General features: G+C 72.9%; 25 protein-coding genes. 22 read left to right on the top strand and 3 right to left on the bottom strand.

Annotated features, from left to right (window positions below):
* Positions 1 to 61 precede the first annotated feature (61 nt).
* The 19 genes from AC07EG_RS06255 to AC07EG_RS06165 all read left to right on the top strand — a co-directional run bounded on the left by AC07EG_RS06255 (position 62) and on the right by AC07EG_RS06165 (position 18,220).
* Positions 62 to 841: a polysaccharide lyase family 7 protein gene (locus AC07EG_RS06255; protein WP_478251951.1), complete on the top strand. Its 780-nt coding sequence runs from the start codon at positions 62 to 64 to the stop codon at positions 839 to 841.
* 33 nt (positions 842 to 874) lie between these two features.
* The gene (locus tag AC07EG_RS06250; RefSeq protein ID WP_478251950.1) at positions 875 to 2,614 is read left to right on the top strand and encodes a serine/threonine-protein kinase; all 1,740 of its coding nucleotides are present in this window, start codon (positions 875 to 877) and stop codon (positions 2,612 to 2,614) included.
* A gap of 63 nt (positions 2,615 to 2,677) precedes the next feature.
* Positions 2,678 to 3,433, top strand: a complete 756-nt coding sequence (locus AC07EG_RS06245; protein WP_478251949.1) for an FHA domain-containing protein — start codon at positions 2,678 to 2,680, stop codon at positions 3,431 to 3,433.
* 136 nt (positions 3,434 to 3,569) lie between these two features.
* Positions 3,570 to 4,700 (top strand): sedoheptulose 7-phosphate cyclase, encoded by a 1,131-nt coding sequence (locus AC07EG_RS06240; protein ID WP_478251948.1) that lies wholly within the window; start codon positions 3,570 to 3,572, stop codon positions 4,698 to 4,700.
* Positions 4,700 to 5,089 carry a cupin domain-containing protein gene (locus tag AC07EG_RS06235; RefSeq protein ID WP_478251947.1) on the top strand — a complete coding sequence of 130 codons (390 nt, stop codon included), beginning with the start codon at positions 4,700 to 4,702 and terminating at the stop codon, positions 5,087 to 5,089. The genes AC07EG_RS06240 and AC07EG_RS06235 overlap by 1 nt, the downstream gene beginning before the upstream one ends.
* A complete protein-coding gene (locus AC07EG_RS06230) occupies positions 5,086 to 5,421 on the top strand; it encodes a cupin domain-containing protein (protein ID WP_478251946.1) in 336 nt (111 codons plus the stop codon). The genes AC07EG_RS06235 and AC07EG_RS06230 overlap by 4 nt, the downstream gene beginning before the upstream one ends.
* Entirely contained in the window at positions 5,418 to 5,792 is a 375-nt protein-coding gene (locus tag AC07EG_RS06225) for a cupin domain-containing protein (RefSeq protein ID WP_478251945.1), read from the top strand. Before AC07EG_RS06230 ends, AC07EG_RS06225 begins: the two co-directional genes overlap by 4 nt.
* Positions 5,789 to 6,850, top strand: coding sequence for a zinc-dependent alcohol dehydrogenase (locus AC07EG_RS06220; protein ID WP_478251944.1), 1,062 nt, complete (start codon positions 5,789 to 5,791; stop codon positions 6,848 to 6,850). The genes AC07EG_RS06225 and AC07EG_RS06220 overlap by 4 nt, the downstream gene beginning before the upstream one ends.
* The gene (locus AC07EG_RS06215) at positions 6,847 to 7,467 is read left to right on the top strand and encodes a cupin domain-containing protein (protein ID WP_478251943.1); all 621 of its coding nucleotides are present in this window, start codon (positions 6,847 to 6,849) and stop codon (positions 7,465 to 7,467) included. Before AC07EG_RS06220 ends, AC07EG_RS06215 begins: the two co-directional genes overlap by 4 nt.
* The gene (locus AC07EG_RS06210; protein ID WP_478251942.1) at positions 7,467 to 8,246 is read left to right on the top strand and encodes an SDR family oxidoreductase; all 780 of its coding nucleotides are present in this window, start codon (positions 7,467 to 7,469) and stop codon (positions 8,244 to 8,246) included. The genes AC07EG_RS06215 and AC07EG_RS06210 overlap by 1 nt, the downstream gene beginning before the upstream one ends.
* Complete coding sequence (locus AC07EG_RS06205) at positions 8,243 to 8,782, top strand: VOC family protein (RefSeq protein ID WP_478251941.1); 540 nt, start codon at positions 8,243 to 8,245, stop codon at positions 8,780 to 8,782. The genes AC07EG_RS06210 and AC07EG_RS06205 overlap by 4 nt, the downstream gene beginning before the upstream one ends.
* A gap of 7 nt (positions 8,783 to 8,789) precedes the next feature.
* Positions 8,790 to 9,824, top strand: coding sequence for a prenyltransferase (locus AC07EG_RS06200; RefSeq protein ID WP_478251940.1), 1,035 nt, complete (start codon positions 8,790 to 8,792; stop codon positions 9,822 to 9,824).
* A 431-nt stretch (positions 9,825 to 10,255) separates the two neighbouring features.
* A complete protein-coding gene (locus tag AC07EG_RS06195) occupies positions 10,256 to 10,927 on the top strand; it encodes a transmembrane-type terpene cyclase (protein WP_478251939.1) in 672 nt (223 codons plus the stop codon).
* A gap of 1 nt (position 10,928) precedes the next feature.
* Positions 10,929 to 12,320, top strand: coding sequence for an FAD-dependent oxidoreductase (locus AC07EG_RS06190; RefSeq protein ID WP_478251938.1), 1,392 nt, complete (start codon positions 10,929 to 10,931; stop codon positions 12,318 to 12,320).
* Positions 12,317 to 13,915: an ABC transporter substrate-binding protein gene (locus tag AC07EG_RS06185; protein ID WP_478251937.1), complete on the top strand. Its 1,599-nt coding sequence runs from the start codon at positions 12,317 to 12,319 to the stop codon at positions 13,913 to 13,915. Before AC07EG_RS06190 ends, AC07EG_RS06185 begins: the two co-directional genes overlap by 4 nt.
* Entirely contained in the window at positions 13,900 to 14,865 is a 966-nt protein-coding gene (locus AC07EG_RS06180; RefSeq protein ID WP_478251936.1) for an ABC transporter permease, read from the top strand. The genes AC07EG_RS06185 and AC07EG_RS06180 overlap by 16 nt, the downstream gene beginning before the upstream one ends.
* A gap of 3 nt (positions 14,866 to 14,868) precedes the next feature.
* Positions 14,869 to 15,651 (top strand): ABC transporter permease, encoded by a 783-nt coding sequence (locus AC07EG_RS06175; protein WP_478251935.1) that lies wholly within the window; start codon positions 14,869 to 14,871, stop codon positions 15,649 to 15,651.
* Positions 15,648 to 17,234, top strand: a complete 1,587-nt coding sequence (locus AC07EG_RS06170; protein ID WP_478251934.1) for a dipeptide ABC transporter ATP-binding protein — start codon at positions 15,648 to 15,650, stop codon at positions 17,232 to 17,234. Before AC07EG_RS06175 ends, AC07EG_RS06170 begins: the two co-directional genes overlap by 4 nt.
* On the top strand, positions 17,231 to 18,220 hold the full coding sequence (locus AC07EG_RS06165) for a glutathione S-transferase family protein (protein WP_478251933.1): 990 nt from the start codon (positions 17,231 to 17,233) through the stop codon (positions 18,218 to 18,220). Before AC07EG_RS06170 ends, AC07EG_RS06165 begins: the two co-directional genes overlap by 4 nt.
* A 1-nt stretch (position 18,221) precedes the next feature.
* On the opposite strand, the gene AC07EG_RS06160 is transcribed toward AC07EG_RS06165, so the two are convergent.
* From AC07EG_RS06160 to AC07EG_RS06150, 3 genes are read right to left on the bottom strand one after another with little or no spacing between them, the layout of a single operon-like run.
* On the bottom strand, positions 18,222 to 18,854 hold the full coding sequence (locus tag AC07EG_RS06160) for an LUD domain-containing protein (protein WP_478251932.1): 633 nt from the start codon (positions 18,852 to 18,854) through the stop codon (positions 18,222 to 18,224).
* Between the two features lie 41 nt (positions 18,855 to 18,895).
* The gene (locus tag AC07EG_RS06155; protein ID WP_478251931.1) at positions 18,896 to 20,107 is read right to left on the bottom strand and encodes a cytochrome P450 family protein; all 1,212 of its coding nucleotides are present in this window, start codon (positions 20,105 to 20,107) and stop codon (positions 18,896 to 18,898) included.
* Positions 20,104 to 23,340, bottom strand: coding sequence for an AfsR/SARP family transcriptional regulator (locus AC07EG_RS06150; RefSeq protein WP_478251930.1), 3,237 nt, complete (start codon positions 23,338 to 23,340; stop codon positions 20,104 to 20,106). The genes AC07EG_RS06155 and AC07EG_RS06150 overlap by 4 nt, the downstream gene beginning before the upstream one ends.
* A 193-nt stretch (positions 23,341 to 23,533) precedes the next feature.
* Here AC07EG_RS06150 and AC07EG_RS06145 point away from each other — a divergent pair, with 193 nt between their 5' ends.
* Genes AC07EG_RS06145 through AC07EG_RS06135 form a run of 3 tightly spaced genes read left to right on the top strand, consistent with a single transcriptional unit; the run spans position 23,534 to position 25,456 of the window.
* The gene (locus AC07EG_RS06145) at positions 23,534 to 24,181 is read left to right on the top strand and encodes a hypothetical protein (protein WP_478251929.1); all 648 of its coding nucleotides are present in this window, start codon (positions 23,534 to 23,536) and stop codon (positions 24,179 to 24,181) included.
* A gap of 7 nt (positions 24,182 to 24,188) precedes the next feature.
* Positions 24,189 to 24,479, top strand: coding sequence for a phosphopantetheine-binding protein (locus tag AC07EG_RS06140; RefSeq protein ID WP_478251928.1), 291 nt, complete (start codon positions 24,189 to 24,191; stop codon positions 24,477 to 24,479).
* Positions 24,479 to 25,456, top strand: a complete 978-nt coding sequence (locus tag AC07EG_RS06135) for a glycine cleavage T C-terminal barrel domain-containing protein (protein ID WP_478251927.1) — start codon at positions 24,479 to 24,481, stop codon at positions 25,454 to 25,456. Before AC07EG_RS06140 ends, AC07EG_RS06135 begins: the two co-directional genes overlap by 1 nt.

Genomic DNA, 25,456 nt, shown 5'->3' with positions numbered 1-25,456 from the left:
GACCGGTCCCCGCGGCGGCTCGGCAGGCTTCCGGGGCGAACTCCGACCTGATGGGAGAAGGATGCGGCCGATCAGACTGACCGCAGGCGTAGCCGCCTGCGCGTTCTCACTGGGAATGGTGGTGGTCCCCGGCGCGCTGGCCGCGGACGGGGACCCCGGCCGGTGCACGCGGCCCGCGCAGGTGCTCGACCTGCGGAACTGGAAGATCACCCTGCCGGTCGACGACCCGGCCCAGGCGGGCCCGCAACCGCTGGAGGTGCGCCAGCCCCGGCTGCGCGGATACCGCGTGGACCCGTGGTTCGTGCCGACGGCGGACTGCGACGGGGTGCGCTTCCGCAGCGCGGTGACCGGGGTGACCACGCCCAACAGCAGCTACCCGCGGTCCGAACTGCACGAGATGACCCGCGGGGGCACCGAGCACATCAGCTGGCCGCCGGACTCGGGCACCCACACCATGGTCATCGACCAGGCGATCACCCACCTGCCCAACGACAAACCGCACGTGGTGGCCGGCCAGATCCACGACGGCAGCGACGACGTCACCGTGTTCCGGCTGGAGGGGTCGAAGCTCTACGTCACCAACGGGGACGACCCGAACTACGCGCTGATCGACGACGACTACGTGCTCGGGACCCGCTTCGAAGCCAAGTTCGAGGTGCACGAGGGGCGGATCGACGCCTACTACAACGGGGTGCACAAGGTGACGCTGCCCGCCACCTTCCCCGGCGCCTACTTCAAGGCCGGGGCCTACACCCAGGCCAACTGCCAGCGGTCCACGCCCTGCGAGGCGGGCAACTACGGCGAGGTGGTGATCCACGGGCTGACCGTGACGCATCGGTGAGGTAGCGCAAACGGCCTGGATACACTACGTCCCGTGCGCACGGGAGATGTGGTCGACGGGCGTTACCAGCTGGAGGACGTGACCGGCGGCGGGGCCGGTGGGCTGGTCTGGACGGCCTTCGACCGCAAGCTCAAGCGCAAGGTGGCGCTCAAGCGCCCCCACGCGATGGTCAGCGAGGCCGACCGCATCCAGTTCCACCGCGAAGCCGAAACGGCCGCCCAGGTGCACCACCCCAACACCATCGCCATCTTCGACACCGTCGAAGCGGACGGGTGCTGGCTGGTGATGGAGTACCTGCCCGCCGACAGCCTGGACCGGGTGCTGGCCGAACGCGGGCCGCGCCCGGTCCGGTGGGTGGCCGGGGTGGGGGCGCAGATCGCGGCCGCACTGGCCGCCCTGCACGAACGCGGGATCGTGCACCGCGACGTGAAGCCGGGCAACGTGCTGGTCACCGAAGACGGTCTGGCCAAGCTGACCGACTTCGGCATCTCCGTGTGGCGGGAGCAGACCTGGACCCACGACGGCACGATCAGCGGCACCCCCGCCTACGTCGCACCCGAGGTGGCCGCCGGGCACCCCGCCTCGGAAGCCGCGGACGTGTTCTCCCTCGGCGCGACGCTCTACACCGCGCTGACCGGAACGCCGCCGTTCGGCACCGGTGAACCGGTCGACGTGCTCGACCGCGCCCGGCGGGGGGAAATTCCGGACCTGTCCGGCACGGGCGCGCTGGCGCCGCTGCTCGGCGAGATGATGGCGGTGCGGCCCGAGCGGCGGCCGGGCGTCGACCAGGCTCGGCAGCGGCTGGAGGAGATCGCCGGACCCGACCGGCCGGTCCCGTCCGCCGCCACCGCCGAGCGCGTGCGTTCGCGTCGCCGCCCGGTCCTGCTCGCGGCCGGGCTCGTGGTGGTCGTGGCCGCCGCGGTTCTGGTGCCGGTGCTGTGGCACGCCGATCCGGTCGCGGACCCGGTGGGGGACGAGCACACCGCGTCGCCGTGCGCCCTGCTCGATCCCGGCGCCCTCGGCGCGCACTTCGGGGTACCCGCGCGACTGCACCGGGCGATGGGCAACTTCAACCGCTGCGACGTCATCCTGTCCCCCGGCGCGGATCCGGCGATCGCGGTGGACGTCGAGGTGCAGTTGCTCCGGCTCAAGCAGCACCCCGTGGTCGGCCAGCTGTTCGAGGACGAGGGGCCGCAGGAGGACGACGAATGCGCCCGGCCGGTGCTGCTGGACGACCGCTACGGCATCCAGGTGGCGGCGAAGGGGGCACACCCCCAGGACCGGCTCTGCGCCACCGCCGACGTGGCCGTGGAGCAGGTGCGCGCCGTGCTGGAGCACGGCCCGATCCCGCGCCGCGAGGAACCGCTGCCCCCCGGTTCGCTGGCGCACGTGGACGCCTGCGGCCTGCTCGACGCCGCCGCGCTGGCCGTCTACCCCTCGATCGACGCCACCGCCGGCGCCCGCGGTTACGGCGGCTGGCGCTGCCGGTGGTTCGGCACCGCCGACCAGATCGACGTCCAGGTGCGGTACGACCAGCACTCCAGCACCTCGCCGATCGAAGGCGAGCGGATCGCCTTCGGAAACCACGAAGCCCACATCGATCCCAAGGCCGAGAAGTGCACCGTGCACGTGGTGCACCGGCCACCCGGCAGGCCGTCCGGGCCCACGATCGACGTGCTGATGCTCACCGTCGCCGGACCCCGCCCGGATGCCCAGTACTGCCCGCGGGCGGTCGAGCTCGCCGAGGCGGCGGCGTCCCGGTTGCCCCGGTGACCGGGAGGGGTCCCGCGAACACCGTTCATACTCAGCTCGCACGGCCGAAGCAAGGAGGCAGCCATGGGCCACGAAAGCCTCGCTCGCGGCATTCCCCCGTCCGCCGCGAGCACCGTCGTCGCGCTGACCGTCACCGGCCGGATCACCGCCGGTCCGGTGGAGGGGCGCACCATCCGCTTCGGCCGCAACCGCACCGAGGTCGACCTGTCGGTCGGCGAGACCGATCCCCGGGTCAGCCGCAGGCACGGGCTGCTGGTGCGGCGGGAGGACCACTGGTGGGTCAGCAACACCGGGCGGCTGCCCATCCGGCTGCCGGAGACGAAGTGGCTGTTCCCCGGTGAGCAACCGGTTCCGCTGCCCACCGGGTACACCCCGATGTTCATCCGCGGTTCCCGCGACCGCGAGCACCTGGTCGAGCTCTACATCTCCGGTGAGGAGGGCGGCCAGCCCGCGGCCCGCTACGACGCGGTCACCCACCAGCCCCGGCAGTGGCCGCTGAGCCCCGACGAGCGGTTGCTGCTGGTGGTGCTCGGCCAGCGCTACCTGTACCACGACGCCAATCCGCAGCCGATCTCCCGCCAGCAGGCCGCCCTGCTGCTCGCCGAACTGCAGCCGGAGGCGAACTGGAGCGTGAAACGGGTGGAGCACCTGGTTTCCGACGTCCGCCTGCGCCTGTCCGCGGCCGGGGTGCACGGCCTGCTGCGGGAGGAGGTCGGGGAACCGGTGGGCAACACGCTCAACGACAACCTGCTCCGCGAGCTGATCCTGTCCACCACGCTGGTGCCACCCGACCTGGCGCTGCTCGATTCCCTTTCCTGAACTCCACCGCCGTGGATTGATCGTTTGACCACCCGTTTGGCCGTTTCCCGCCCCGGTGGCCCTGGTTAGGCTCGCCAACACCTGTCGGGCTCCTGGATCCGCCCTTCGCCCGGCGAATCCGAACCGGGGGGAACGGATGCGTGAAAGCCGCGGGCTCGGCCTGCGACGCTGGGCTGTTTCGGCGGACTGCGAGGACCGGTACGAGGTCGTGCTGGTCGACGACGTCTTCGACGGCGGGAATCCGGCGCTGGCCCGGTTCGCCGCGGGCGCCGCCGATCCGGCGGTGCGCCGGCTGGTTTTTGTCGACGGCACCGTGGACCGCCTCTATGGCGAGCGCATCCGCGGCTACTTCGAGGGCCACGGGATCGAACCCCGGGTGGTGCCGGTCGCGGTGTCGGAGGAGCGCAAGACCATGGACACGGTCCTGCGGCTGGTCGACGCGATCGACGAATTCGGCCTCGACCGCCACGAACCGGTCATCGCCATCGGCGGCGGGGTGCTGCTGGACGTGGTGGGCGTGACCGCGGGCATCTACCGCCGCAGCACGCCGTACCTCCGGGTGCCCACCACGCTGGTCGGCCTGGTCGACGCGGGCGTCGGGGTGAAGACGGCGGTCAACCACGGGCGGCACAAGAACCGGCTGGGTGCCTACCACCCGCCGGTGGCCGCGCTGCTGGACCGGCGGCTGCTGGCCACCCTGCCCGAACGGCGGGTGGCCGACGGCATCGCGGAGATCCTGAAGATCGCACTGGTGCTCGACCCCGAACTGTTCGAACTGCTCGACGGCACCGGCCCCGAGCTGGTGCGTGACCGGTTCCAGCACGGCGGCGCCGAGGTGCTCGAGCGCGCGGTCACCGGAATGCTCGCCGAACTCGGCCCGAACCTGCGGGAGAAGCAGCTGGAACGGCGCGTCGACTTCGGCCACTCGATCAGCCCGGCCATCGAAATGCGTGCGCTGCCGCAGTTGCTGCACGGTGAGGCGGTCGCCATCGACATGGCGTTGTTCGCCACGGTTTCCTGCCGCCGCGGCCTGCTGCGCACCGAGGACCGGAACCGCGTCGTGCGGCTGATGCGTGACCTCGGCCTGCCGACCGAGCACGAACTGCTGACCCCCTCGGTGCTGCGGGAAGCGCTCGCCGAGACCACCCGGCACCGCGGTGGCAAGCAGCGGATGCCGCTGCTGACCGGTATCGGCTCGGTCGAGTTCCACCACGACGTGACCGACGGGGAACTGGTGCTGGCCGCCAAGGAACTCGGGGAGTTGTGATGGCCGGCCTGATCGTCGGGGACACGCGAGCGCCATCGGTGGTGCGGGGCGTGCACGGCGCGGCGGGCAGTTCGGAATGGAAGTGCTTCGCCCGGCGAGCCGGGCTCCGGGGCGATTGGGAAGCCGTGGAATGGGCCCGCGTCCCGCCCGGCGGGGTGAGCGGGGAACACGTGCACAGCCGCACGGAGGAGGTCTACTTCATCCTGTCCGGCCACGGCGAGATGCTGCTCGACGGGGTGGCCACCCCGATCGGTCCCGGTGACGTGGTGCTGACCGGCCTCGGCGCCAAGCACGGCCTGCGGGCCGCTCCCGACGAAGGGGTGACGTGGCTGGTGATCGAGGTCTCCGCTCCGGCGACCGCGGCGGTGTTGCGCGGGGTGGGCGCATGACCGGGCGCGAAGGGCCGAACGCCGCGGTGTTCCGGCTCGGTGAGCCCGGCGAGGTCGATCCGAGCTCGGTGTTCACCGGCCCGCTGACCGGGATCCGGCGGGTGCGGCTCGATCCCGGTGAAGTCGTCGCGCTGACGGCGAACGGTGCCGAGTTCAGCTTCTTCGTGCTCTCCGGTGAGGGCACCGCGAGCACCGATTCGACCGAAGTCCCGTTGCGGGAAGGGGTTTCGGTGACCGCCCCGCTGGGCACCGCGCTGCGCCTGGCCGCGGGGCCGGACGGGGTCGAGTACTTCCTGGTCGAGCTGGACGTGCCGGACCGGGGGGCCGGATGATCGTCACCACCACCGAGAGTCCATCCCGGACGGTCGAAGCCGGCCGGACGCCGGTGTCCTGGCGGTGCCTGGCCCGCCGCGGCATGTTGCACAGCGAGTGCGAAGCCATCGACCACGTGTCGGTCCCCGCGCACGAGGAATTCGCCCCGGGCGGCGTCGAAGGCACCGAGTCGGCGTGGTTCGTGCTCGGCGGCGACGGGGTCCTGGTCGACGCCGGTACGCCGCTTTCGCCCGGCGCGCTGGTGCTGGCGCCCGCCGCTGCTCCGGCGCGGTTCCGGGCCGGCTCCGGTGGCCTGGTGCTGCTGTGGGTCCAGGTGCTGCCCGCCGAGGTGTCGCGGGTGCTGCCCGTGCGGAAGCCAGTCGCGCCGTGACGGCCGTCCGGGCCCAGCACGCCGTGGCGGCCGGCTGGCCGTCCGGCACGATGAAGGCGGTGATGATCGCCGGGCCGCACCGGCTGGTGCACGGCGAACTGCCGATTCCCGGGCCCGCTCCCGGCCAGGTGCTGGTGCGGCCCCGCTACGTCGGGATCTGCGGCACCGACCTGGAACTGCTGCACGGCACGGCGGCCTACTTCCGCGACGGCCGGGCACGCCACCCGCACGTGTTCGGGCACGAGTGGTGGGGCGAGGTGGTCGCCACCGGCAGCCCGGACTTCGCGGTGGGCGAACCGGTGGTCGGGCACACGATGGTCCCTTGTGGACTGTGCTCGGCCTGCCGCCGTGGCCGCAGGCAGTTGTGCCGCCGCCTGACCGAGGTCGGGCTGTACCACCAGCAGGGGGCCGCCGCCGAGTACGTCCGGCTGCCCGCGTCCGCGCTGACCCGGCTGCCCGCGTCGCTGGCGGTGCCGTGGGCGGTGCTCGTCGAACCCGCGGTGACCGTGGTGGAAGCGTTGCGGCGCGCGGGGTGCGGGCTCGGCGACCGGGTGGCCGTGCTCGGCACCGGAACGATCGGCCTGCTCGCCGTCCAGCTCGCCCGGCGGCAGGCCGGCCGGGTCGAGGCGATCGGCGTGGACCCCGGCGGGCTCGAACTCGCGGCCCGGCTCGGTGCCGGAGCCACCCACCTCGCCGGTGCCGCCCCGCTCGGCGGCTACTCGCTGGTGGTGGAGGCGTCCGGGGCGGCCGGGACGCTGACGAGCGCGGTCGGGCTGGCCGAGGACGGTGGCCGGGTGGCGCTGGTCGGGGTGTCGAACGACCCCGACGGCGGACTGGTCCCGGGTGACCTCGCGCTGCGGGGGATCACCGTGCACGGCATCCGGCACGGGCTGGACCACTACGAGCAGACCGTGCGCCTGTTCGCCGAGGGCGTGCTGAACGGCGAATGCCTGGTCGCGGAGGTGGTGCCGGTGGCGGAGGCCGCGCGGGCGTTCGAGCTGGTGGCACACGGGCGTGCTGGGCGACCGAAGGTGATCCTCGAACTGGGAGTGGCATGACCGGCACGATCGAACGGGTTTCGCTGCAGACGGGCGACGTCCTTCCCGAGGACCACACGGGCCGAGAGCGGGCCGTGGTGGTCCTGCGCGGTGCCGTGCGCTGGGACGGCGGCGACCTGTACCGGGGCGACGGCGTGTACGGCGCCTGCCGCCTCACCACCGTCGTCGACGCCGAGCTGCTCGTGCTGCACAGCGAACACCGTGCCGTGGCGGGAAAAGCCACTGCCTGGCAGTTCGAGGTGGCGGGCCCGGGCACGGACGGCCCGCTGGCGACCACCGGCGGCTTCACCGGCATGGGCGTGCGCTGGCTCGCCACCGCCGACACCGTGGGCAGCACCGGGATCGTGGTGGCCACCTCGATCTTCGAGCCCGCCGGGCACCACGGTGAGCACCGGCACCCGAACGCGGACGAGTTCTTCTTCGTGCTCGAAGGCGGCGGTTACCACCTGACCGCACCGCGGCCGGTCCGGCTGGGACCGGGGGACCTGGTGCAGATCCCGGCGGGTGAGTGGCACGGCTTCCGCACCGATCCGGGCACGATCACCACCGCGCTCTACGGTTACCTCGGCGCGAGCAGCCTGGCCGAGGCGGGCTACGAACTCGGCGGTGGCAACTGATGGGCAGGCGCACCGCCATCGTCACCGGGGCCAGTTCGGGCATCGGCAAGGCCACCGCGCTGCTGCTGGCCGAGCAGGGCTTCGCCGTGGCCGTCGGCTACCGGTCCGATGAGGACGGTGCGCGGCGGGTGGCGTCGGCCTGCGGGGACGCGCTGCCGTTCCGGCTGGACCACGCCGACCCCGCCGGGGCGGCCGCCGCGGTCGAGCGCGCGGCCGGGGAACTGGGCGGGGTGGACGTCTTCGTGAACAACGCCGGGGTCAACCGCCGCGGCGAGTTCCTCACCGAATCGCTGGCCGACTGGGAACGGCTGCTCGCGGTCGACCTGACCGGGCCGTTCGCCTGCGCCCAGGCGGTGGCGCGGCTGATGGTGGCGCAGGGGCGCGGCGGCCGGATCGTCAACGTCAGCTCGGTGCACGACCAGATCCCGATCGACGGCGGCGCCGCCTACTGCGCGGCCAAGGGCGGGCTGCTGATGCTGACCAAGGTGATGGCGCTCGAACTGGCCGGGTACGGGATCACCGTCAACGCGGTCAGCCCCGGCGAGACGGCGACCCCGATGAACCACGTGCCGGACGGTGTGGACGCCGCGGAACTCGACCGGCCGATGATCCCGGTGGGCCGTCCGGGCCGGGCCGGTGAGGTGGCCGCGTTGATCGCGCACCTGGCCAGCGCCGAGGCGGCCTACCTGACCGGCGTGTCGGTGCCGATCGACGGCGGGCTGATGCTGATGAGCGCGATCCCGAACCAGGCATACGCCGGAAAGGCGGAGCGTCGATGAGCGGTATCCCCGGTGCGCGGGCCGTGCACCACGTCGCCTACACCGTGCCCGACCTCGACCAGGCGGTGGCGTTCTTCGTCGACGTGCTCGGCGCGGAACTGGCCTACCGGCTGGGCCCGGTCGAGGACCCCGGCGGTGACTGGATGACGCGCAAGCTCGGCGTGGACGCCGCGGCCTCGGCGCGGATCGCCATGCTGCGGCTGGGCCCGGTGACCAATCTGGAGCTGTTCGAGTACTCGGCCCCGGACCAGCGCCGGACCCTGCCGCGCAACAGCGACTGGGGCGGGCACCACCTGGCGATCCACGTGGACGACGTGGACGCCGCGGCCGCCTACCTGGCCGGGCAGCCGGGGGTGCGGGTGCTCGGCGAGCCGGAAACCATCGAGGACGGGCCGATCGCGGGGGACCGGTGGGTGTACTTCCTCACCCCGTGGGGCATGCAGCTGGAGCTGATCAACCTGCCGCCCGGCGCCCCGTTCGAGCGGGACACCCCGACGCGGCTGTACCAGCCCGAATCGCCGTGGCGGAACCGGTAGGTGCCGGATGCGGGAACCGGTGCTCGCGTTCGTGCGGTTGAGCAGGCCGAGGTTCCTGGTCGAGAGCCTGCTCACGGCCACGCTCGGACTGACCGCGGCGGTGCACCTCGGCCACGAGTTCCAGCTGGGCACGTGGGTGCTGGTGCAGTCGACCATCGTGCTGACCCACCTGATGACCCACTACTGCAACGAGTACTTCGACCTGGAGGCCGACAGCGCGCACACCGCGCCGAACCGGTGGACCGGCGGCAGCCAGGTGCTGGTGCGGGGCGCGCTGCGGCCGGAGGTGAGCCTGGCGGCGGCGTTCGTGTTGCTGTTCGTGGTGGTGTCGCTGGCCATGCTGATGCCACAGACCCCGCAGCGGGTGATCGCCGTGGTCGCCATCGCGCTCGCCTGGTTCTACACCGCGCCGCCGGTGCGGCTGAACTACCGGGCCCTCGGTGAGGTGACCACGGCTGCTTCGCTGACCGTGCTGTGCCCGCTGCTGATGAGCTTCTCCCTGTCCGGTGCGGTGTCGCCGCTGCTGGCCGCGGTCTGCGTGCCGCTGTTGCTGTGCATGACCGCGCGGATGACGGTGATGAACTTCTGCGACCGCGACTCGGACCTGCTGGCGGGCAAGCACACCCTGCCGAATCGGCTGGGGCCGCGGCGGGCCGGGCTGCTGGTGGCCGGACTGCACGCGGCGGCTTACCTGATCGTGGTCGGGGTGACCGCGGCGGGGGTGCTGCCGGTGCCCGCCGGGGTGGCGCTGGTGCTCACCGCGCCGGTCGGGTACCTGCTGTGCCGGCGGGTGCTCGGCGATCCGCCTTCGGCGGAGGCCCCGGAGCGGGCGACCACCACCGCCCTGCTCGGCACCGTGCACGCCGCGTCCACCGGCATCTTCGCGGTGCTGGGCCTGCTCGTCACGGCCGGGATCGAGCACGGGATGACCGGGTCGGTGTGGGCGTGCGTGCTGGTTTTCCTGCTGTACCTGGGTCTGGCCGGTGCGGTCCAGGTGAAGGACGCCCTCCGGCGACGGGATGTGGAGGAGGCGGTCCGATGACTTCTCCGGTGTTCGGTGCGCGGGCTTTGGTTTCGGCGCTGCGGCCAGCTGGTGTGCCGGCCGTGTTGGGTGGCGCGGTTCGGTGGCGTGGCGTCGGGGAGGTGGCTGGGTGACTCCTCCGTTGCTGGGTGAGTGGGCTTCGGTTCGGCGGTGTTGGTCGTTGGCGCGGTGTGGCGGAGGCGGTTCGGCAAGTCCTCACGTGTCGGATGAGCGGGCTTTTGTTTCGGTGGTGTGGCCCGCTGGCGCGGCCGGGGAGGCGGTTCGGTGATTCCTCCGGTGCTGGGTGCGCGGATTTCAGCTTCGGCGGTGTGGCGCGCTGGTGTGTTGGCCGGCGCGGTTTGGTCGCGTGGCGTCGGGAAGGCGGTTCGATGAGTCCTCCGGTGTCGGGTGTGCTGGTCGCCAGTGCGCCGTTGCCGCGGGGAGGTGGTTGGGTGACTCCTCCCGTGCTGGATGAGCGGGCGTCCGTTCCGGCGGCCCTGCCCGCCACCGCGTCCGCGGTGGTCGGGGTGGTCACCTTCGTCATCTACCTGATGGCCATCCGCCGCGGGTTCCTGGACGGGTACTCCACGCTGCCGGTGTTCGCCGCCTGCGCGAACGTGTCCTGGGAGTTCATCTACGCCTTCCTCTACCCCGTCGAATACCCGCTGCGGATCGTCCTGTACTGCTGGTTGCCGCTGAACCTGGTGCTGCTGTTCCAGGCGATCCGCTACGGCCGCAAGGACTTCCGCGACCTCTCGCGGGCTGGCTTCGGCTGGATGGTGGGCGGCTGGTTCGTCTTCGCCTTCTCGTTCCTCCTGCTCGCCACCCGCGAATTCGACGACCGCCTCGGCGTGTACACCACGGTTTTTGTGGTGGTGCTGATGGAAGCCCTGTTCATCGTGATGCTGCGGGCCCGCCGGTCCACAGCCGGGCAGACGATGTACATCGCGCTGCTGAAGACGGTGGTCGACGCGGCGGGCGGGGTCGGGCTCATCGCCCTGTACCCCGACCGGTGGTTGTTGCTGCAGATGGTCGTTGCCGAACTGGTGCTGGACGTGGTTTACCTGGTGCTGCTCCGGCGGCAGTTCGCCGCCGAAGGTGTCCGTGCCTGGCGGAAGGTCTGACGTGGGAACGCACGGTGTGGTGCTCGGCGGCGGTGTGGCGGGGCTGCTCGCCGCCGCCGCGCTCGCCGGTGCGGCCGACGCGGTCACCGTGGTCGAGCGCGATCGCTTCGACGGCGGCGGGCCGCGCGGGGGTGTGCCCCAGGCACGCCACGCGCACCTGCTGCTCGCCCGCGGCGCCGAGGCGATCGACGAACTGGTGCCCGGCACCGTCGACGCGCTGCTGGCCGAGGGCGCGCACCGGCTCGGCATGCCCGGCGACCTCATGACGTTCACCCCGTTCGGCTGGCTGCCCCGCGTCGACCACACCCAGTACCTGATCAGCTGCCGCCGCACGCTGCTGGAAACGGTGCTGCGCCAACGGGTTCTGCGTCACGCCCGGATCACCGTCCGGGCGGGCACCGAAGCCGCCGGCCTCGCGGGCGGCCCGGCCCGGGTCACTTCGGTGCTGGTCCGCGAACGGGGTTCCCGGCAGCCGAGGCGGATCGACGGCGACCTGGTCGTCGACGCGACCGGCGCGGGCTCGCGGGCGGACCGGTGGCTGTCCGAGCTGGGCGTGCCCGCCGTGCGCGAGCAGGTCGTCGACGGCGGGATCCGCTACGCCACCCGGACCTACCGCCCGCCCGCCGACCTCGCGGGGGCCTTCCCGGCCGTGTGCGTGCAGCCCGATCCGGCCGGTGCCGGGCACGGCGGCGTGCTGCTGCCCACCGAGGACGGCTCGTGGATCGTCAGCCTCGCCGGGATGCGCGGTCACGTGCCGCCGACCGGTGAACCGGATTTCCTCGCCTTCGCGGCCGGGCTGCGGCACCGGCTGATCGCCGACCTGATCAACACCGCCGAGCCGCTGGACCCGATCCGCGGTTTCGCGGCGCCGCCGGACCGCCTGCGCCGGTTTCCCCGGCTACCCGAGGGATTCGTGGCGCTCGGTGACGCGGTCTGCGTGCTGAACCCGGTCTACGGGCACGGCATGAGCGTGGCGGCGGTGCACGCGCTGGCGTTGCGCGGCGAACTGCGCCGCCGTGGGCTGGGGGCCGGTCTCGCCAAAGCCGTCGGCCGGGCGGTCGGCCGGGCCACCGCCGACGCGTGGGCGCTGTCGGTCGGCCAGGACACCCGGTACCCGGCCACCGCCGCGCCCCCGGCCGGCCGGTTGAGCGCGGTCCGCACCTGGTACGCCGACCGGGTCGGCCGGGCCGCGGCGGTGCGGCCCGAGGTGGCCACCGCACTGCTGGACGCCTACACCCTCAGCGCACCGCTGTCCGGCCTGCTGCGACCCGGCACGGCGCTGAAGGTGCTCGCCACCCGGCGCGGCGGCCTGACGAACGCCGCACCACCGATCAGTTCGCGCGAAGCCGCGCTGCTGCGCGAAACCGGCGCGACCACACGGGGAGAACGATGAACGCGAGACGGGTTCTGGCACTGGCACTGGCCGTCGCCTTCGGCACGGCGGCGTGCGGCGGACCGGGGGCCGATCCCGGGCCGGGCACCGGCGAGCAGCCGAGGGCCGGTGGTGAGCTGAAGTTCGCCACCGACGCGGATCCCGGCTGCCTCGACCCGCACCAGTCGCCGACCGCGGCCTCCCAGCTGGTCAGCCGGGGCGTGGTGGACTCGCTGGTCGCCCAGGACCCGCAGAACCTGACCATCCGGCCGTGGCTGGCCGAATCCTGGCAGGTGACCCCGGACGCCACCGGGTTCACCTTCGTGCTGCGCGACGGCGTGAGCTTCAGCGACGGCACCCCGCTGACCGCCGACGCGGTCAAGGCCAACTTCGACCGCATCGTCGACCCGGCGACCAAGTCGCTGCTCGCGGCGAGCCTGATGGCGGGTTACACCGGCACCACCGTGGTCGACCCGAAGACGGTCACCGTGGCGTTCTCCGCGCCCAACGCCGCCTTCCTGCAGGCGGTGAGCACCGCCTTCCTCGGCATGCAGTCACCCGCGGCGTTCGCGGGCGGACCGCAGGCGCTGTGCCAGAAACCGGTCGGCAGCGGGCCGTTCGTGGTCTCGGAACGGGTGGCCAACCAGAAGATCACGCTGGCCAGGCGGGACGGGTACAACTGGGGGAGCGAGGCCGCCAAGCACCGCGGCACCGCCTACCTCGACGCGGTGCGGATCGACGTCGTACCGGAGAACGGCGTGCGGATGGGCAGCCTGCGCAGCCACCAGGTGGACGCGATCGCCAACGTGCCGCCGAAGGAGGCCGACGGGCTGAAATCGGAGTTCCAGCTGCTCACCAAGTCGCAGCCGGGCATCGCCTACTCGATCAACCTCAACGGCAGCCGGGCGCCGCTGACCGACGTGACCCTGCGCCAGGCGATCGCCAAGGCGGTGGACACCGAGCAGCTGGTGAACACCCTGTACCAGGGCAAGTACCCGCGGGCCACGAGCGTGCTCACCCCGGCCACCCCAGGCCACGCCCCGGTGCTCGGCACCGGCCAGTTCGACGTGGCCGCCGCCGAGCGGCTGCTCGACCAGGCCGGCTGGCCCAGAGACGGCACCGGCGCGCGGAGCAAGGACGGTCAGCGGCTGAGCCTGGAATGGGTGTACGTCTCACCCGCCCGCGAGCAGCGGGACCTGCTCGCGCAGCTGGTCCAGCAGCAGCTCGGCGCGGTCGGCATCGAAGTGAAGCTGACCCCGCTGCCGCTGGGGGAGGTGCTCAGCCGCACGGCCAGGGGTGACTGGCAGCTGTCCGACATCAGCTTCGTCCGGGCCGACGGCGACGTGCTGCGCACGGTGCTCACCGCGCCGAGGGGCGGCACCCCGGCCGCGGTGGTGCCCGAGGTGCCCGCCCTGCTCTCGGAGGCGGCGGCCACCGTCGACGACGTCAAGCGCGCGGCCAACTACGAGCGGGCCCAGCGGCTGATCGTCGACGGGGCCACCTCCGTCCCGGTGTACGACCCGACCTACCTGCTGGCCGCGGACCAGGCCGTGCACGGGCTGGCCTTCGACCCCCAGGGCCTGCCGTCGTTCCACGAAACGTGGGTCGTGCGCTGATCGGCCGGGTACGCGGGTTCGTCCTCCGGCGGTTCCTGGCGGCGCTGCCGGTGCTGCTGGTCGTGCTCACCCTGGCCTTCGCCATGGTGCAGCTGGTGCCGGGCGACCCGGTGCAGCTGCTGCTGTCCGGGGCGGGTGCACCGCCGACGCCGGAGCAGGAAGCGGCGCTGCGCCACGAACTGGGCCTGGACCGGCCCCTGCCCGAGCAGTACCTGGGCTTTCTCGGTGACGCGCTGACCGGTGACTTCGGCCGGTCGATCCAGACCGGGGAACCCGTCACCGAGGTGATCGGCGCGGCCGTGCCACCCAGTGCCGGGCTGGCGGGTGTCGCACTGGTGTTCGGCCTGGCGCTGGGGGTCGGCGTCGCCCTGCTGGGCAGCGTGACGCGGTTCGCGCCGCTGCGCGCGGTGTGCAACGCGCTGCCGGTGCTGGGCATGTCGATGCCGGGTTACTGGGTCGGCCTGCTGCTGATCGAGGTGTTCTCGTTCCGCCTCGGCCTGTTCCCGGCCACCGGCGACGACGGTTTCGAACACCTGGTCCTGCCCGCCTTCGCGATGGCGCTGCCGGCGGCGGGGGTGATCGGGCAGGTGCTCGGGGACGGCCTGGCCGCGGCTCGCGCGGAGAGCTACATCGTCACCGCCCGGGCCAAGGGCGCCGGTCCCCGGCGGGTGCAGCTGCGGCACGCGCTGCGCAACGCGTCCATCCCGACGATCACCGTGGTCGGCACCACCGTCGGGAACCTGGTGGCCGCCGCCGTGGTCGCCGAGACGGTGTTCGGCAGGCCGGGGCTCGGGCGGCTGACGGTCTCCGCGATCACCAGCCACGACCTCCCCGTGCTCCAGGGCATGGTCGGACTGCTCGGGCTGCTCTACGTCGTGGTGAACCTGGTGGTGGACCTGGTCTACGTGGGCGTCGACCCCCGGGTCAGCCTGCAGCGGCGGAGGGACTGAGCCATGCGCGTCCGGGTCGGGCCCGTCCTCGCGACGGTGGTGCTGGTCGCCATCGCGGTGTGCGTGCTGGCGCCCGGGCTGGTCACCTCGGTGGCCCCGGACGCCGTCGATCCGGAACACGTGCTGCTGCCGCCGAGCACCGGTCACCTCTTCGGCACCGACCAGCTCGGCCGGGACGTGTTCAGCCGGGTGGTGCACAGCGCCCGCCCGTCGGTGCTGGTCGCGTTGCTCGGCGTGACGGCGTCGCTGCTGGTCGCGTCGGTGGTCGGGCTGACCGCGGGGTACTTCGGCGGCTGGCTCGACGCGGTGCTGATGCGGGTGGTCGACGTGCTGCTGGCCTTTCCGTCGCTGCTGCTCGCCCTGGCCGTCATCGGGATCCTCGGCGGATCGGTGGTCAACGTGACCATTGCCGTGGCGATCTCCAGCACCGCCCCGCTGTGCCGGGTGGTGCGGGCCCAGGTGCTGCACGTGCGGGCGCGGCCGTTCGTCGCCGCGGCCACGGTGAGCGGTGTCCGCCCGGTGACCACCCTGTTCCGGCACGTCGTCCCGAACGCGGCCGGGCCCGTGCTGCTGCTCTGCCTGATGGGACTCGGGGTGGCCATGCTGGTCTCGTCCTCGCTGAGCTTCCTCGGCTTCGGGCCGCGGCCACCGGCGGCGGACTGGGGCACGCTGGCCGCCGCCGGCCGGGACCACGTCGGCACCGCGTGGTGGCTGACCACCTTCCCCGGCCTCGCCGTGGTGTGCACCGTCCTGGCGGTCACCGCCCTGTACCGGGCGCGGCGGTGAGCCCGGTGCTGTCGGTGCGCGACCTCCACGTCGCCTACGCCGGGCGGACCGGTGAGGTGCCCGCCCTGGCGGGGGCGGAGCTGACCGTCGAACACGGGCAGACGGTCGCGGTGGTCGGTGAGTCCGGCTCGGGCAAGAGCACGCTGGCCCGGGCGATCACCGGCCTGCTGCCCGCGTCGGCGGTGGTGCGCGGGCGGATCGACTTCGCGGGCAGGTCACTGCTCGGCCTGGGGGAGCGGGAGCTGCGGGCGCTGCGCGGCCGGTCGATCGCGCTGGTGCCCCAGGACCCGATGGCCGCGTTGAACCCGGTGGTGCCGATCGGCGTGCAGGTGGCCGAGACGCTGCGCATCCACGGACTCGCCGGGCGCGCCGGAGCCCGGCGGCGGGCGGTCGAGCTGCTGGAGACCGCCGGACTGCCCGAGGCCGGCCGGTGCTTCCGGCAGTACCCGCACGAGCTGTCCGGCGGGATGCGGCAACGCGTGCTCATCGCGGCGGCCCTGGCCGGGCGGCCGGAACTGGTCATCGCCGACGAACCGACGAGCGCGCTCGACGCCACCGTGCAGGCGCGGATCCTCGACCACTTCACCGCGCTCACCGAACGGACGGGCACCGCGCTGGTGCTGATCACCCACGACCTCGGCATCGTCGCCGAACGCGCCGGGCACGTGGTCGTGCTGGCCGACGGGAAGGTGGCCGAGCAGGGCCCGCCCCGGCGGCTCCTCGGCGCGCCGGCGCACCCGCGGACCGCGGCACTGGTGTCCGCCGCGCACACCGGGCGCCTGCTCGCCCCCCGGGTCGCTCCGGTGCGGCCCCTGCTGGAGGTCGACGGCCTGACCAAGGTCTTCCGGTCCCGCGGCCGGCGCACGGTCGCCGTGGACGAGCTCAGCTTCTCCGTCGGCCGCGGGGAAACCCTCGGCCTGGTCGGGGAATCCGGGGCGGGCAAGTCCACCGTCGGCGGCCTGCTCGTCCGGCTGCTCACCCCGACGGCGGGCCGGATCCTGTTCGACGGCACCGATCTCGCCGCGTTGCGGGGAACCGGGCTGCGGCGGTTCCGGCGGCGGGTCCAATTGGTCTTCCAGGACCCGTTCAGCTGCCTCGATCCCCGGTTCACCACGGCCGAGCTGATCGCCGAGCCGCTGCGGGCGTTCGGCATCGGCGACCGGGCGGCCCGGGTGCGGGAGCTGATGGACCAGGTGGCGCTGCCCTCGGCGCTGCTCCGGCGGCGCCCCGGTGAGCTGTCCGGCGGTCAGTGCCAGCGGGTGGCGATCGCCAGGGCCCTCGGCCCGCGGCCGGACCTGCTGGTCTGCGACGAACCGGCCTCCTCGCTGGACGTCTCGGTGCAGGCGCAGGTGCTGCGCCTGCTGGCCGGGCTGCAGGAGGAACTGGGGCTGAGCATGCTGTTCATCTCGCACGACCTCGGGGTGATCCGCCAGGTCGCCGATCGGGTGGCCGTGCTGCGTGCGGGCCGTATCGTCGAAACCGGGCCCGCGGACGAGGTACTGGTCGCCCCGAGCCACCCCCACACCCGGGCACTGCTGTCCGCGATGCCCCTGTTCCCCCGGAAGGAATCCGACCCCACATGAGCAGCGAACCGCGAGTCGCCAGCCCGGTGGACTTCGAGGCGTACGGCCCGTACGCGCCGAAACCCCCGAAAACCCCGCCCGGGGAGAAGCCCGCGCGGCCGGGTCCCGTGTTCCCGAACCGGATCACCGCCGACGGCTCCAGCGGCTACCGGGCCGAGCCGGGGCGTTACCACCTGTACGCCGCCAAACCCTGCCCGTTCTGCCACCGGGTGACGATCACCCGGGCGTTGAAGGGGCTGGAGGAGGTCATCTCGGTGTCGTACCTGGACCCGATGCGGGACGGCCGGGGCTGGGCCTTCCGCGAAGGCGAGGGGCACGGCGTGGACGAGGTGAACGGGTTCGCGTTGCTCAGCGAGGCGTACCAGGCGACCAAGCCCGGTTTCGAGGGGCACTACTCGGCTCCGGTGCTGTGGGACAAGGCCGGGGGCAAGATCGCCAGCAACGACTTCCGGCACCTGAGCACCGACGTCGGCACGGCGTTCGACGAGTGGGCCACCAAGGACATCGACCTGTACCCGCAGCGGCTTCGCCCGCAGATCGACGAGCTCAACGAGTTCCTCTTCGAGCGGGTCCACAATGGACCCTACCGGTGCGGTTTCGCGCCGGCGCAGGCGGACTACGAGCGGGAGGTGCGCTCGTTGTTCGGGGCGCTGGACGAACTGGAGGAGCGGCTGTCGACCCGGCGCTACCTGTTCGGCGCCCGGCTCACCGATGCCGACATCCGGCTTTGGGTGACGTTGGTGCGTTTCGACTCGGTCTACGCCGTGCACTTCAAAGCCGGTTTGCGGCGTCTCGTGGACTATCCGAACCTGTGGGGGTACACCCGGGATCTCTACCAGCGGGAGGAGTTCCGGGGGACCACTGATCTGGCGCAGACGAAACGGCACTACTTCCTGACGCACACCTGGATCAACCCGTCCGGGCTGGTGCCGCTGGGTCCGGACCTCGACTGGTCGGCACCGGCGGGCCGGGAGCACCTCTCCTGAATCAGAAGCCGATGGGTTCGCGGATCAGCACCAGCGTCCCCCGGCCGGGGAAGACCTCCCGTTCCAGGATGAGGATCTTGGACAGGAAACTGGGCTGCCCGTAGACCCTCATGCAGCGTTCGTGCTCCAGCGGATACGCGTAGGCCCGGATCCGCTGGAGCCCGGTTTCCAGGTCCGGCACCACCTTCTGCGCCCCCGCCACCCAGATCACCTGGGCCGCGCCGAAGGCGTACGGGCTCAGCTGGCTGCCGCTGGCCGAGGCGGTGAGCAACTGGCCGTGCTCGGTGACCGCGTGCACGCTGCCGACCACCACGTCCGGGGTGGTGGTGCGCAGCCGCGCCTGTTCCGGGTCGAGCAGCACGTTCTCCTCGGCGAGCCGGGCCCGCAGCGAGTCGAACCGGCCGGATTCGTCGATGTCCTCGGCGATGCCGGACAGGCGCAGGGTTTCGCTCCCGGTGGTGAAGACGGTTCTGCCCGGCGGAAGCAATCCGGTCACCAGTTTCCGCGCGTCGGGCACGGTGGCGGCGATTTCGACGGTCAGGCCGTTCGCCCGCGCGGCTTCCGCGGCGCGGTCGACCGCCTCCGCCGTGGCCGCCTTCGCGAATCGCTCATCCGGGGTCAGGGGCGTGCTCACGGGACTCCTCCACTGCGGCCGGACGCTTGGTGCGGTCCAGGCTACTCGTCGTGACCGGACGGGGAAGGGTGCAACGGCACCAATTCCAGCCCCCGGAACAGGAGGTTTTCCCGCCAGCGCAACTCTTCCGGTGCCACGGCCAGCGTCAGCTCCGGGAACCGCGCCAGCAGCCTGCCGATCGCGACCTGACCCTCCAGCCGGGCCAGCGGCGCACCGAGGCAGTGGTGCACGCCGTAGCCGAAAGCCAGGTGCCGGTTGGGTTTCCTGGTCACGTCCAGCCGGTCCGGTTCGGCGAACTGGTCCGGGTCCCGGTTCACCGAACCGAGCATCACCAGCACGAACTCGCCCTGCGGGATCTCCACGTCGCCCAGGCGCAGCGGGGCGGTGGTGAAGCGCAGCGTGGTGGTCGCGGCGGTGCCGTCGTAGCGGAGCAGCTCCTCGACCACCGAGGGCAGCAGCTCGGGATCGCGCCGCAGGGCCGCCAGCTGCTCGGGATTGGCCAGCAGGTTGACGATGCCGTTGCCGATCAGGTGGCCGGTCGACTCGTAGCCGGCGGTCAGCATCAGGAAGGCCATGGACACCAGTTCGACCTCGTCGAGCCGGCCGCCGCGGGCGAGGTCGGCCAGCAGGTCGGTGTCGTCCCCGGTGCGCTTGCGCCCGACCAGGTCGGCCAGGTAGCCCGCCATCTCCGCCGAAGCCCGCCCGGCGGACTCCGGGCTGGTGGCGAAGGCGATGCCGTTGGACATCTCCCGGAACCGGTCGCGTTCGGCGGCGGGCACCCCGAACAGCTCGCCGATCACGGTCACGGTCAGCGGGAAGGCGAAGTCGGTCAGCAGCTCCACCCGCTCGCGGCCGGCCATCCGGTCCAGCAGCCCGTCCACCACCTCTTCGACCCACGGGCGCAGCAACTCCACGCGGCGCGGGGTGAACTCCCCGCTGAGCAGCTTGCGCAGCCGGGTGTGCTCGGGCGGGTCCAGGTTCAGCATGTGCGACTGGAGCACCTCGGCCAGGAAGGTGCGCCGCACGCCCTCCTGCTCCTGCTGGTCGTGCAGCGGTGCGGCCCGCCGGGAATCCTTGCTCAGCAACGGACTCGCCAGCGCCTCACGGGCGTCGGCGTACCGGGTCACCAGCCACACCCGCAACCCGTCCGGCAGCACCGCCGGGCAGACCGGCCGCTCCTGCCGCAACCGCTCGTACAGTGCGTGCCGGTCCTGGAGGTACTCGCCGTCCAGCGCGACGGTGTCCGTGCTCATGGATCTCCGATCCAGTCGTTCGCGGGCTGCTCGCCGGCGAGGATCCGGTGGGCGAAGCGGTGGAGCTGGCGCGTGGCCCGGGTTTCCCAGGCGCGCTGCCCGGCCCGGCGGGCCGCGGCGAGGGCCAGGTTGCCGTGGCGGGCGGCGGCTGGCTCGTCCCCCGCCGCCCGGTCGATCCTGGCCAGCACCAGCCGGGCGGGGGGCTCGTGCAACAGGAAACCGGTGTCCCGGATCGAGTCCAGCGCGGCCTCCGCGTGCAGCCGCGCGGTGTGGGTGTCCCCCTCGCGTTCGGCCACCGAGGCCAGCCCGATCTTGGCTTCGATCCGGCCGAACAGGTACGGCCCCATGCCGTCGGCGATGCTCTGCGCCCGCGCGTGGTGCGTGGCCGCCTTGCCCAGGTCGCCCTCTTCCTCGAAGAGCCTGCCCAGCACGTTGAGCGCGTCGACCTCGGTCCGGCGGTGCTTCACCTGCCGGGCCAGGGAAAGCCCGCGCGTGCAGCTGCTGGCCGCGGCGCTGTGCTGCCCGGTCTGGGCGTAGGTGCTGGCCAGCGCCACCAGGCAGCGGCTGATGCCGAACGCGTTGCCCAGCTGCTCGTAGACCTCCAGCGTTTCGGTCAGTTCGCCGATGGCCTCGTCGAACCGGCCGAGGTCGCGGTAGGTCAGGGCGAGGCTGAAGCGCCACGACGCCAGCACGTACCGGCTGACGCCCTCGGGCAGGGTTTCGCAGCAGCGGGTCAGCAGCTCCAGCGATTCGGGCAGCCTGCCGAGGTAGCGGTAGGCCACGCCGAGTCCGTGCCGCGCGCCACCCGCGTACCCGTCGTGGTTCGGGAAGGGGTTCTGCTCGCACAGCTCCAGCGTGGTGGTCAGGTGCTCGACGGCCTCGGTCAGCTGCCCGGTCCACAGCAGGGACACCCCGAGCGTGTGGTGGCAGGGGATCTGGTAGATCGAGCGGTCCAGCTGCCGGTACAGCTCCAGCGCCCGCCGGAGCGCGTCGATGGCCAGCACCAGCCTGCCGGTGGTGTTGTAGGCGTGGCCGAGGCTGAGCAGCATGATCGCCTCACCCGCCAGGTCACCCGCCGCGGCCGCGGCCCGGTGCCCGATCTGGGCCACGGTCACCCAGTCGGCGAACCGGGGGGCCAGCGCCAGCGGTGAGGTCATCGCGTCGGCCAGGTACCAGGCGTAGGGCCGGGGGCCGTGCTCGGCGGCGTGGTTCACCGCGGCCCGCAGGTTGGGGTCCTCCTGGTCGAACCAGGCGGCCGCCGCCGCGCGGTCGGCGAACTCCGGCACCCGGACCCGCGGCAGGTGCTCGGGGGGCTCCGGCGGCTCGCGCGTCGGTTCGATCAGCCCGGACGCCGCCTTGGTGGTCTGGAAGTAATAGGAGTAGAGGCGGCCAAGGGTGCTGTCGCGGATCGCCGCGTCGTCCTCGAACCGGCCGCGGTACAGCGCGTACTGCCGCACCAGGTCGTGCAGCTGGTGGCGGCCGGGACCGGCGTCCTGGACCAGGCTGGCGTCGGCGAGCGCGCCGAGCAGCTGCCCGGCGCGGGGCAGGTCGGTGTTCAGCAGGGCGGCCGCGGCGTAGGTGTCGAAGTCCGGGCCCGGCACCAGCGCCAGGCTGCGGAACAGCCGTGCCGCGTCGGTGGTCAGCGACGCGTAGGACAGGTTGAACGCGGCCCGCACCCCGGTCTGCTCGTCGTTCTCCACCGCCAGCGCGGCCAGCCGGTTGCCCGCGCGCAGCCGCTCCACGTACTCGCGCACCCCGCTGTGGCGGCGGGTGGACAGGTTGGCCGCGGCGATCCGCAGCGCCAGCGGCAGGTACCCGCACAGTTCGGCGAGTTCCCCGGCGGCTTCGGGCTCGGCGCGCACCTGGGCCTCACCGAGCACGGTGCCCAGCAACGACATCGCGTCGGCCGGGGTGAGCACGTCGAGGGTGAACCGGTCGGCGCCGTCGCGCGCGGTCAGCCCGGACAGCAGGTCCCGGCTGGTGATCAGCACCGCGCAGCCCGGTTCCGCGGGCAGCAGCGGGCGCACCTGCTCGGCCGCGTTGGCGTTGTCCAGCACGATCAGCACCCGCTTGTCCGCCAGCAGGGAGCGGTACATCGCCACCCGCTCGTCGGTGTCCAGCGGCACCAGGTCCGACGGCAGGCCGAGCGCACGCAGGAACCTGGCCAGCACGTCGGCGGGCAGCACCGGCTCGGCGAGCGCGTACCCACGCAGGTTGACGTACAGCTGCCCGTCGGGGAACCGCGGCCGCAGCCGGTGCGCGACGTGGGTGGCCAGCGCGGTCTTGCCGACCCCCGGTAAGCCGGCCAGCACCGCGATCGGGGTCGCGTGCCGTTCCGGTCCCGCCTTGAGCAACGCCGAAACGCTTTCCGCGACGGATTCACGCCCGATCAGCCCGGCGATGTCGGCGGGCAGCTGGGCCGGGGTCGGCAGCTTCCGCGGCGCGGGAGCGGGCGGCGGGGCAGGAGCGGCGGGTTCGCTCAGCGACGGGGCGTCGGCGAGGATCGCCACGTGCAGTTGCTGGAGTTCGTGCCCGGGATCGATGCCGATCTCCTCGGCGTGCAGCTTCCGGACCTCTTCGTAGACGGCCAGCGCCTCGGCCTGCCGGTTGCTGCGGTACAGCGCGAGCATCAGCTGGCGCCAGTACTGGTCGCGCAGCGGGTGCGCGGAGGTCAGCGCGCGGAGTTCCCCGATCAGATCGGCGTGCCTGCCCAGTTCCAGGTCCGCGGCGACCCGGCGTTCCACCGCGCTGTGCCACTCCTCGGTCAGCCGCGGCACCTCGACGCGTTGCAGCACCTCGGAGGAGACGTCGACCAGTGCCGGTCCGCGCCACAGCGCCAGCGCCACCCCGAGTTCGGCGGAGGCGTCGGTGAACCGGCCGGCGTCGGCCGCGTGCCGTCCGCGGTTCACGTGCTCGCGGAACTTCTCCAGGTCGAGTTCGCCGGGCGCCAGGTTGAGCGCGTACCCGGTCGGCCGGGTCACGATCCGCTTGCCGCCGTCCTGTTCCACCGCGTCGAAGGAGCGCCGGAGCCGGGAGACGTAGGTGTGCACGGCGGCCACCGCGCCCGACGGCGGCGCGTCCGCCCAGATGGAGTCGATCAGCTGCTCGGTGGTGGTCAGGTGGTTGGCGTGCACGGTGAGCGTGGCCAGCAGCGCCAGTTGCTTGGCGCCGCCCAGCCGGGCTCGCGCGGTCGCGCCGTGCACCTCGACGGGGCCGAGAATCCGAAACTCCACTGCGGCTCCTGGCACTCTCGAACCGGTATTCACCGTGACTGTCACGTTACACGCCTGGCGTAATGCCGCAGCGACGCTTCAACGGGGTGGCAGGGTGGGCGCGCGAATGCCACGACCGGCCCAGTTGTAAGGGAACTGCAAGGGGGTCCTGCGAAGGTCGGTACCACGGAACACCAGTGCAGGGGGAGTTGCCGTGGCGCTGATCTCGATGGTCCTGGTCCACCGCCGCACCACCCGGTTCATCGACGCGGTGAACCGGGGCGCCGCGTCGCTGCGGCGGAAGGTGCGTGGATTCGCGGCGTGCGTTTCCGGCGCGCTGGTCGTGGAGGCGAAGCTCGCGCGGGCGGCCTTGGCGGGCCGCGTGCGCCCGTTCAGCACGATCGACGGCCGCCGGGCGGCGGCGAAGATCGTGGAGAGCGAGCCGGACGCCTCACCGCGGCGGATCGCCGGGCGCACGGGCCTGTCGACCGGCACCGCGCGGGACGTCCGCGACCGGGTGCGGCGCGGGCAGGACCCGGTGCCGCTGAAGCTGCGCACGGACGGCGCGGACTGCGGCGCCGCGGTCCGCCGGGTGGTCGAGCGCGGGGTGCGGGACCGGGCCGGGATCCGGCGGACGCTGGGGCGGAGCCCGGCTCTCGGCTTCACCGAGGAGGGCCGGGCGCTGCAGCGCTGGCTGTCCGCGCACACGACCGAGATCGACCGGTGGGACGCCCTCGTCGGCGCGGTGCCCCTGCACTGCACCGCGCTCACCGCCGAACTGGCGAACGAGTGCGCCGAGGGCTGGGCCGGGTTCGCCGACGAACTCCGCCGCCGGACGCCCGGCGACGCGCTGTGCGGGTGAGGCGGAGGTGCTGACCCCGGCCGAAACCCGCGCCGCCGCCGAAGCCAGGCAACGGCTGTGCGACGAGGTGAAGCGGTTGCTGGTGGAACGGCTCGAACTCGACGTCGAGCCCGAACTGATCGGGGACGACCAGCCGTTGCTCGGCGGGGGGCTGGAGCTGGACGCCATCGACACCCTCGAACTGGCGATGGCCGTCGAGGAGCGGTACGGGGTGGTGATCACCGACGGCGACACCGGGAGCCTGCTCTCGCTCAACCGGCTCGTCGACCACATCGCGCGGGAGAAGGAAAACCGTTGATGGAGAAGGTGCACACCGGCACGGCGCCGGAGTACTGGGCGCTGCGCGGCGGCTGCGGGCTGCTGGACCACGCGGGCGCGGGCCTGTTCACCGCGGCCGGTCCCGGCGCGACCGCGTTCCTCGGCCACACCGCCACCCGGAGCGTGGACTTCCTGCAGGACGGCCGGGTCTGCGCGGCGTTGCTGCTGCGCGAGGACGCCACCGTGGTCGCGGAGGTGCTGATCCACGCCACGGGTGAGGGGTACCTGGTCGAGGTGTGGCCCGCGCAGGCCGGTGCCGTGCGCGAGCACCTCGCCGGACTGGCCTCGGCACGCGACGACGTGGTGCTCACCGACGTCAGCGACCGGTACCGCGTGTTCGCGCTGGAAGGCCCGGAAACCCCTCTCGTCACGCAGAAGTCCGGGCCGTTCCCGGCCGGGACGGTGGTGGCCCGCCGGAGCGGGGTCACCGGCGAACACGGCTGCGTCCTGCACGTGCCCGCCGACGCGGCGGACGAGGTGCGGCAGCGGCTGGCCGACTCCGGCGCGGTGCCGTGCGGCAGCGCGGCACTGGACATCTGCCGGATGGAGAACCGCTCCGCCAACCTCGAGCGCGAGGCGTCCGGCGAGGGCAGCGATCCGCTCGAACTGGGTCTGCAGTGGATGGTCGACTTCGACCGGACCTTCGTCGGCAAGGCCGCGCTGCTGACCCGGCGTGCCGAGGCCACCCTGCGGCGGCCGGTGTGCTGGGTGGCGCGGCAGGAACTGACCGCCGTGCCCGCGGCGGGCACACCGGTGCGGATCGGCGAGCACGAGGTCGGAACCGTGGTGCACGCGGTGTTCTCGCCGTCGCTCGGGCTGGCCATCGGCGTCGCGCGGGTGGACCGGGCGGTGGCCGCGTCCGGCCTGGACTTCGCGCTCGGCGGGCCGGGGCACCGCATCCGCACCACCTCGGCGCCGTTCCTGGTGCCCACGAGTTCCGGCGTTCCGGTCGGCTGA

The sequence above is a fragment of the Amycolatopsis sp. NPDC045836 genome (assembly GCF_056431745.1).
The sequence above is the reverse complement of the archived record's forward strand: the minus strand, read 5'-3'. Positions and strand labels throughout refer to the sequence as shown.

Coding starts and splice junctions, on each gene's coding strand:
- AC07EG_RS06255 (WP_478251951.1), top strand. CDS start 62: ATGCGGCCGATCAGACTGACCGCAGGCGTAGCCGCCTGCGCGTTCTCA.
- AC07EG_RS06245 (WP_478251949.1), top strand. CDS start 2,678: ATGGGCCACGAAAGCCTCGCTCGCGGCATTCCCCCGTCCGCCGCGAGC.
- AC07EG_RS06240 (WP_478251948.1), top strand. CDS start 3,570: ATGCGTGAAAGCCGCGGGCTCGGCCTGCGACGCTGGGCTGTTTCGGCG.
- AC07EG_RS06235 (WP_478251947.1), top strand. CDS start 4,700: ATGGCCGGCCTGATCGTCGGGGACACGCGAGCGCCATCGGTGGTGCGG.
- AC07EG_RS06230 (WP_478251946.1), top strand. CDS start 5,086: ATGACCGGGCGCGAAGGGCCGAACGCCGCGGTGTTCCGGCTCGGTGAG.
- AC07EG_RS06225 (WP_478251945.1), top strand. CDS start 5,418: ATGATCGTCACCACCACCGAGAGTCCATCCCGGACGGTCGAAGCCGGC.
- AC07EG_RS06215 (WP_478251943.1), top strand. CDS start 6,847: ATGACCGGCACGATCGAACGGGTTTCGCTGCAGACGGGCGACGTCCTT.
- AC07EG_RS06210 (WP_478251942.1), top strand. CDS start 7,467: ATGGGCAGGCGCACCGCCATCGTCACCGGGGCCAGTTCGGGCATCGGC.
- AC07EG_RS06205 (WP_478251941.1), top strand. CDS start 8,243: ATGAGCGGTATCCCCGGTGCGCGGGCCGTGCACCACGTCGCCTACACC.
- AC07EG_RS06200 (WP_478251940.1), top strand. CDS start 8,790: ATGCGGGAACCGGTGCTCGCGTTCGTGCGGTTGAGCAGGCCGAGGTTC.
- AC07EG_RS06185 (WP_478251937.1), top strand. CDS start 12,317: ATGAACGCGAGACGGGTTCTGGCACTGGCACTGGCCGTCGCCTTCGGC.
- AC07EG_RS06175 (WP_478251935.1), top strand. CDS start 14,869: ATGCGCGTCCGGGTCGGGCCCGTCCTCGCGACGGTGGTGCTGGTCGCC.
- AC07EG_RS06165 (WP_478251933.1), top strand. CDS start 17,231: ATGAGCAGCGAACCGCGAGTCGCCAGCCCGGTGGACTTCGAGGCGTAC.
- AC07EG_RS06155 (WP_478251931.1), bottom strand. CDS start 20,107: ATGAGCACGGACACCGTCGCGCTGGACGGCGAGTACCTCCAGGACCGG.
- AC07EG_RS06135 (WP_478251927.1), top strand. CDS start 24,479: ATGGAGAAGGTGCACACCGGCACGGCGCCGGAGTACTGGGCGCTGCGC.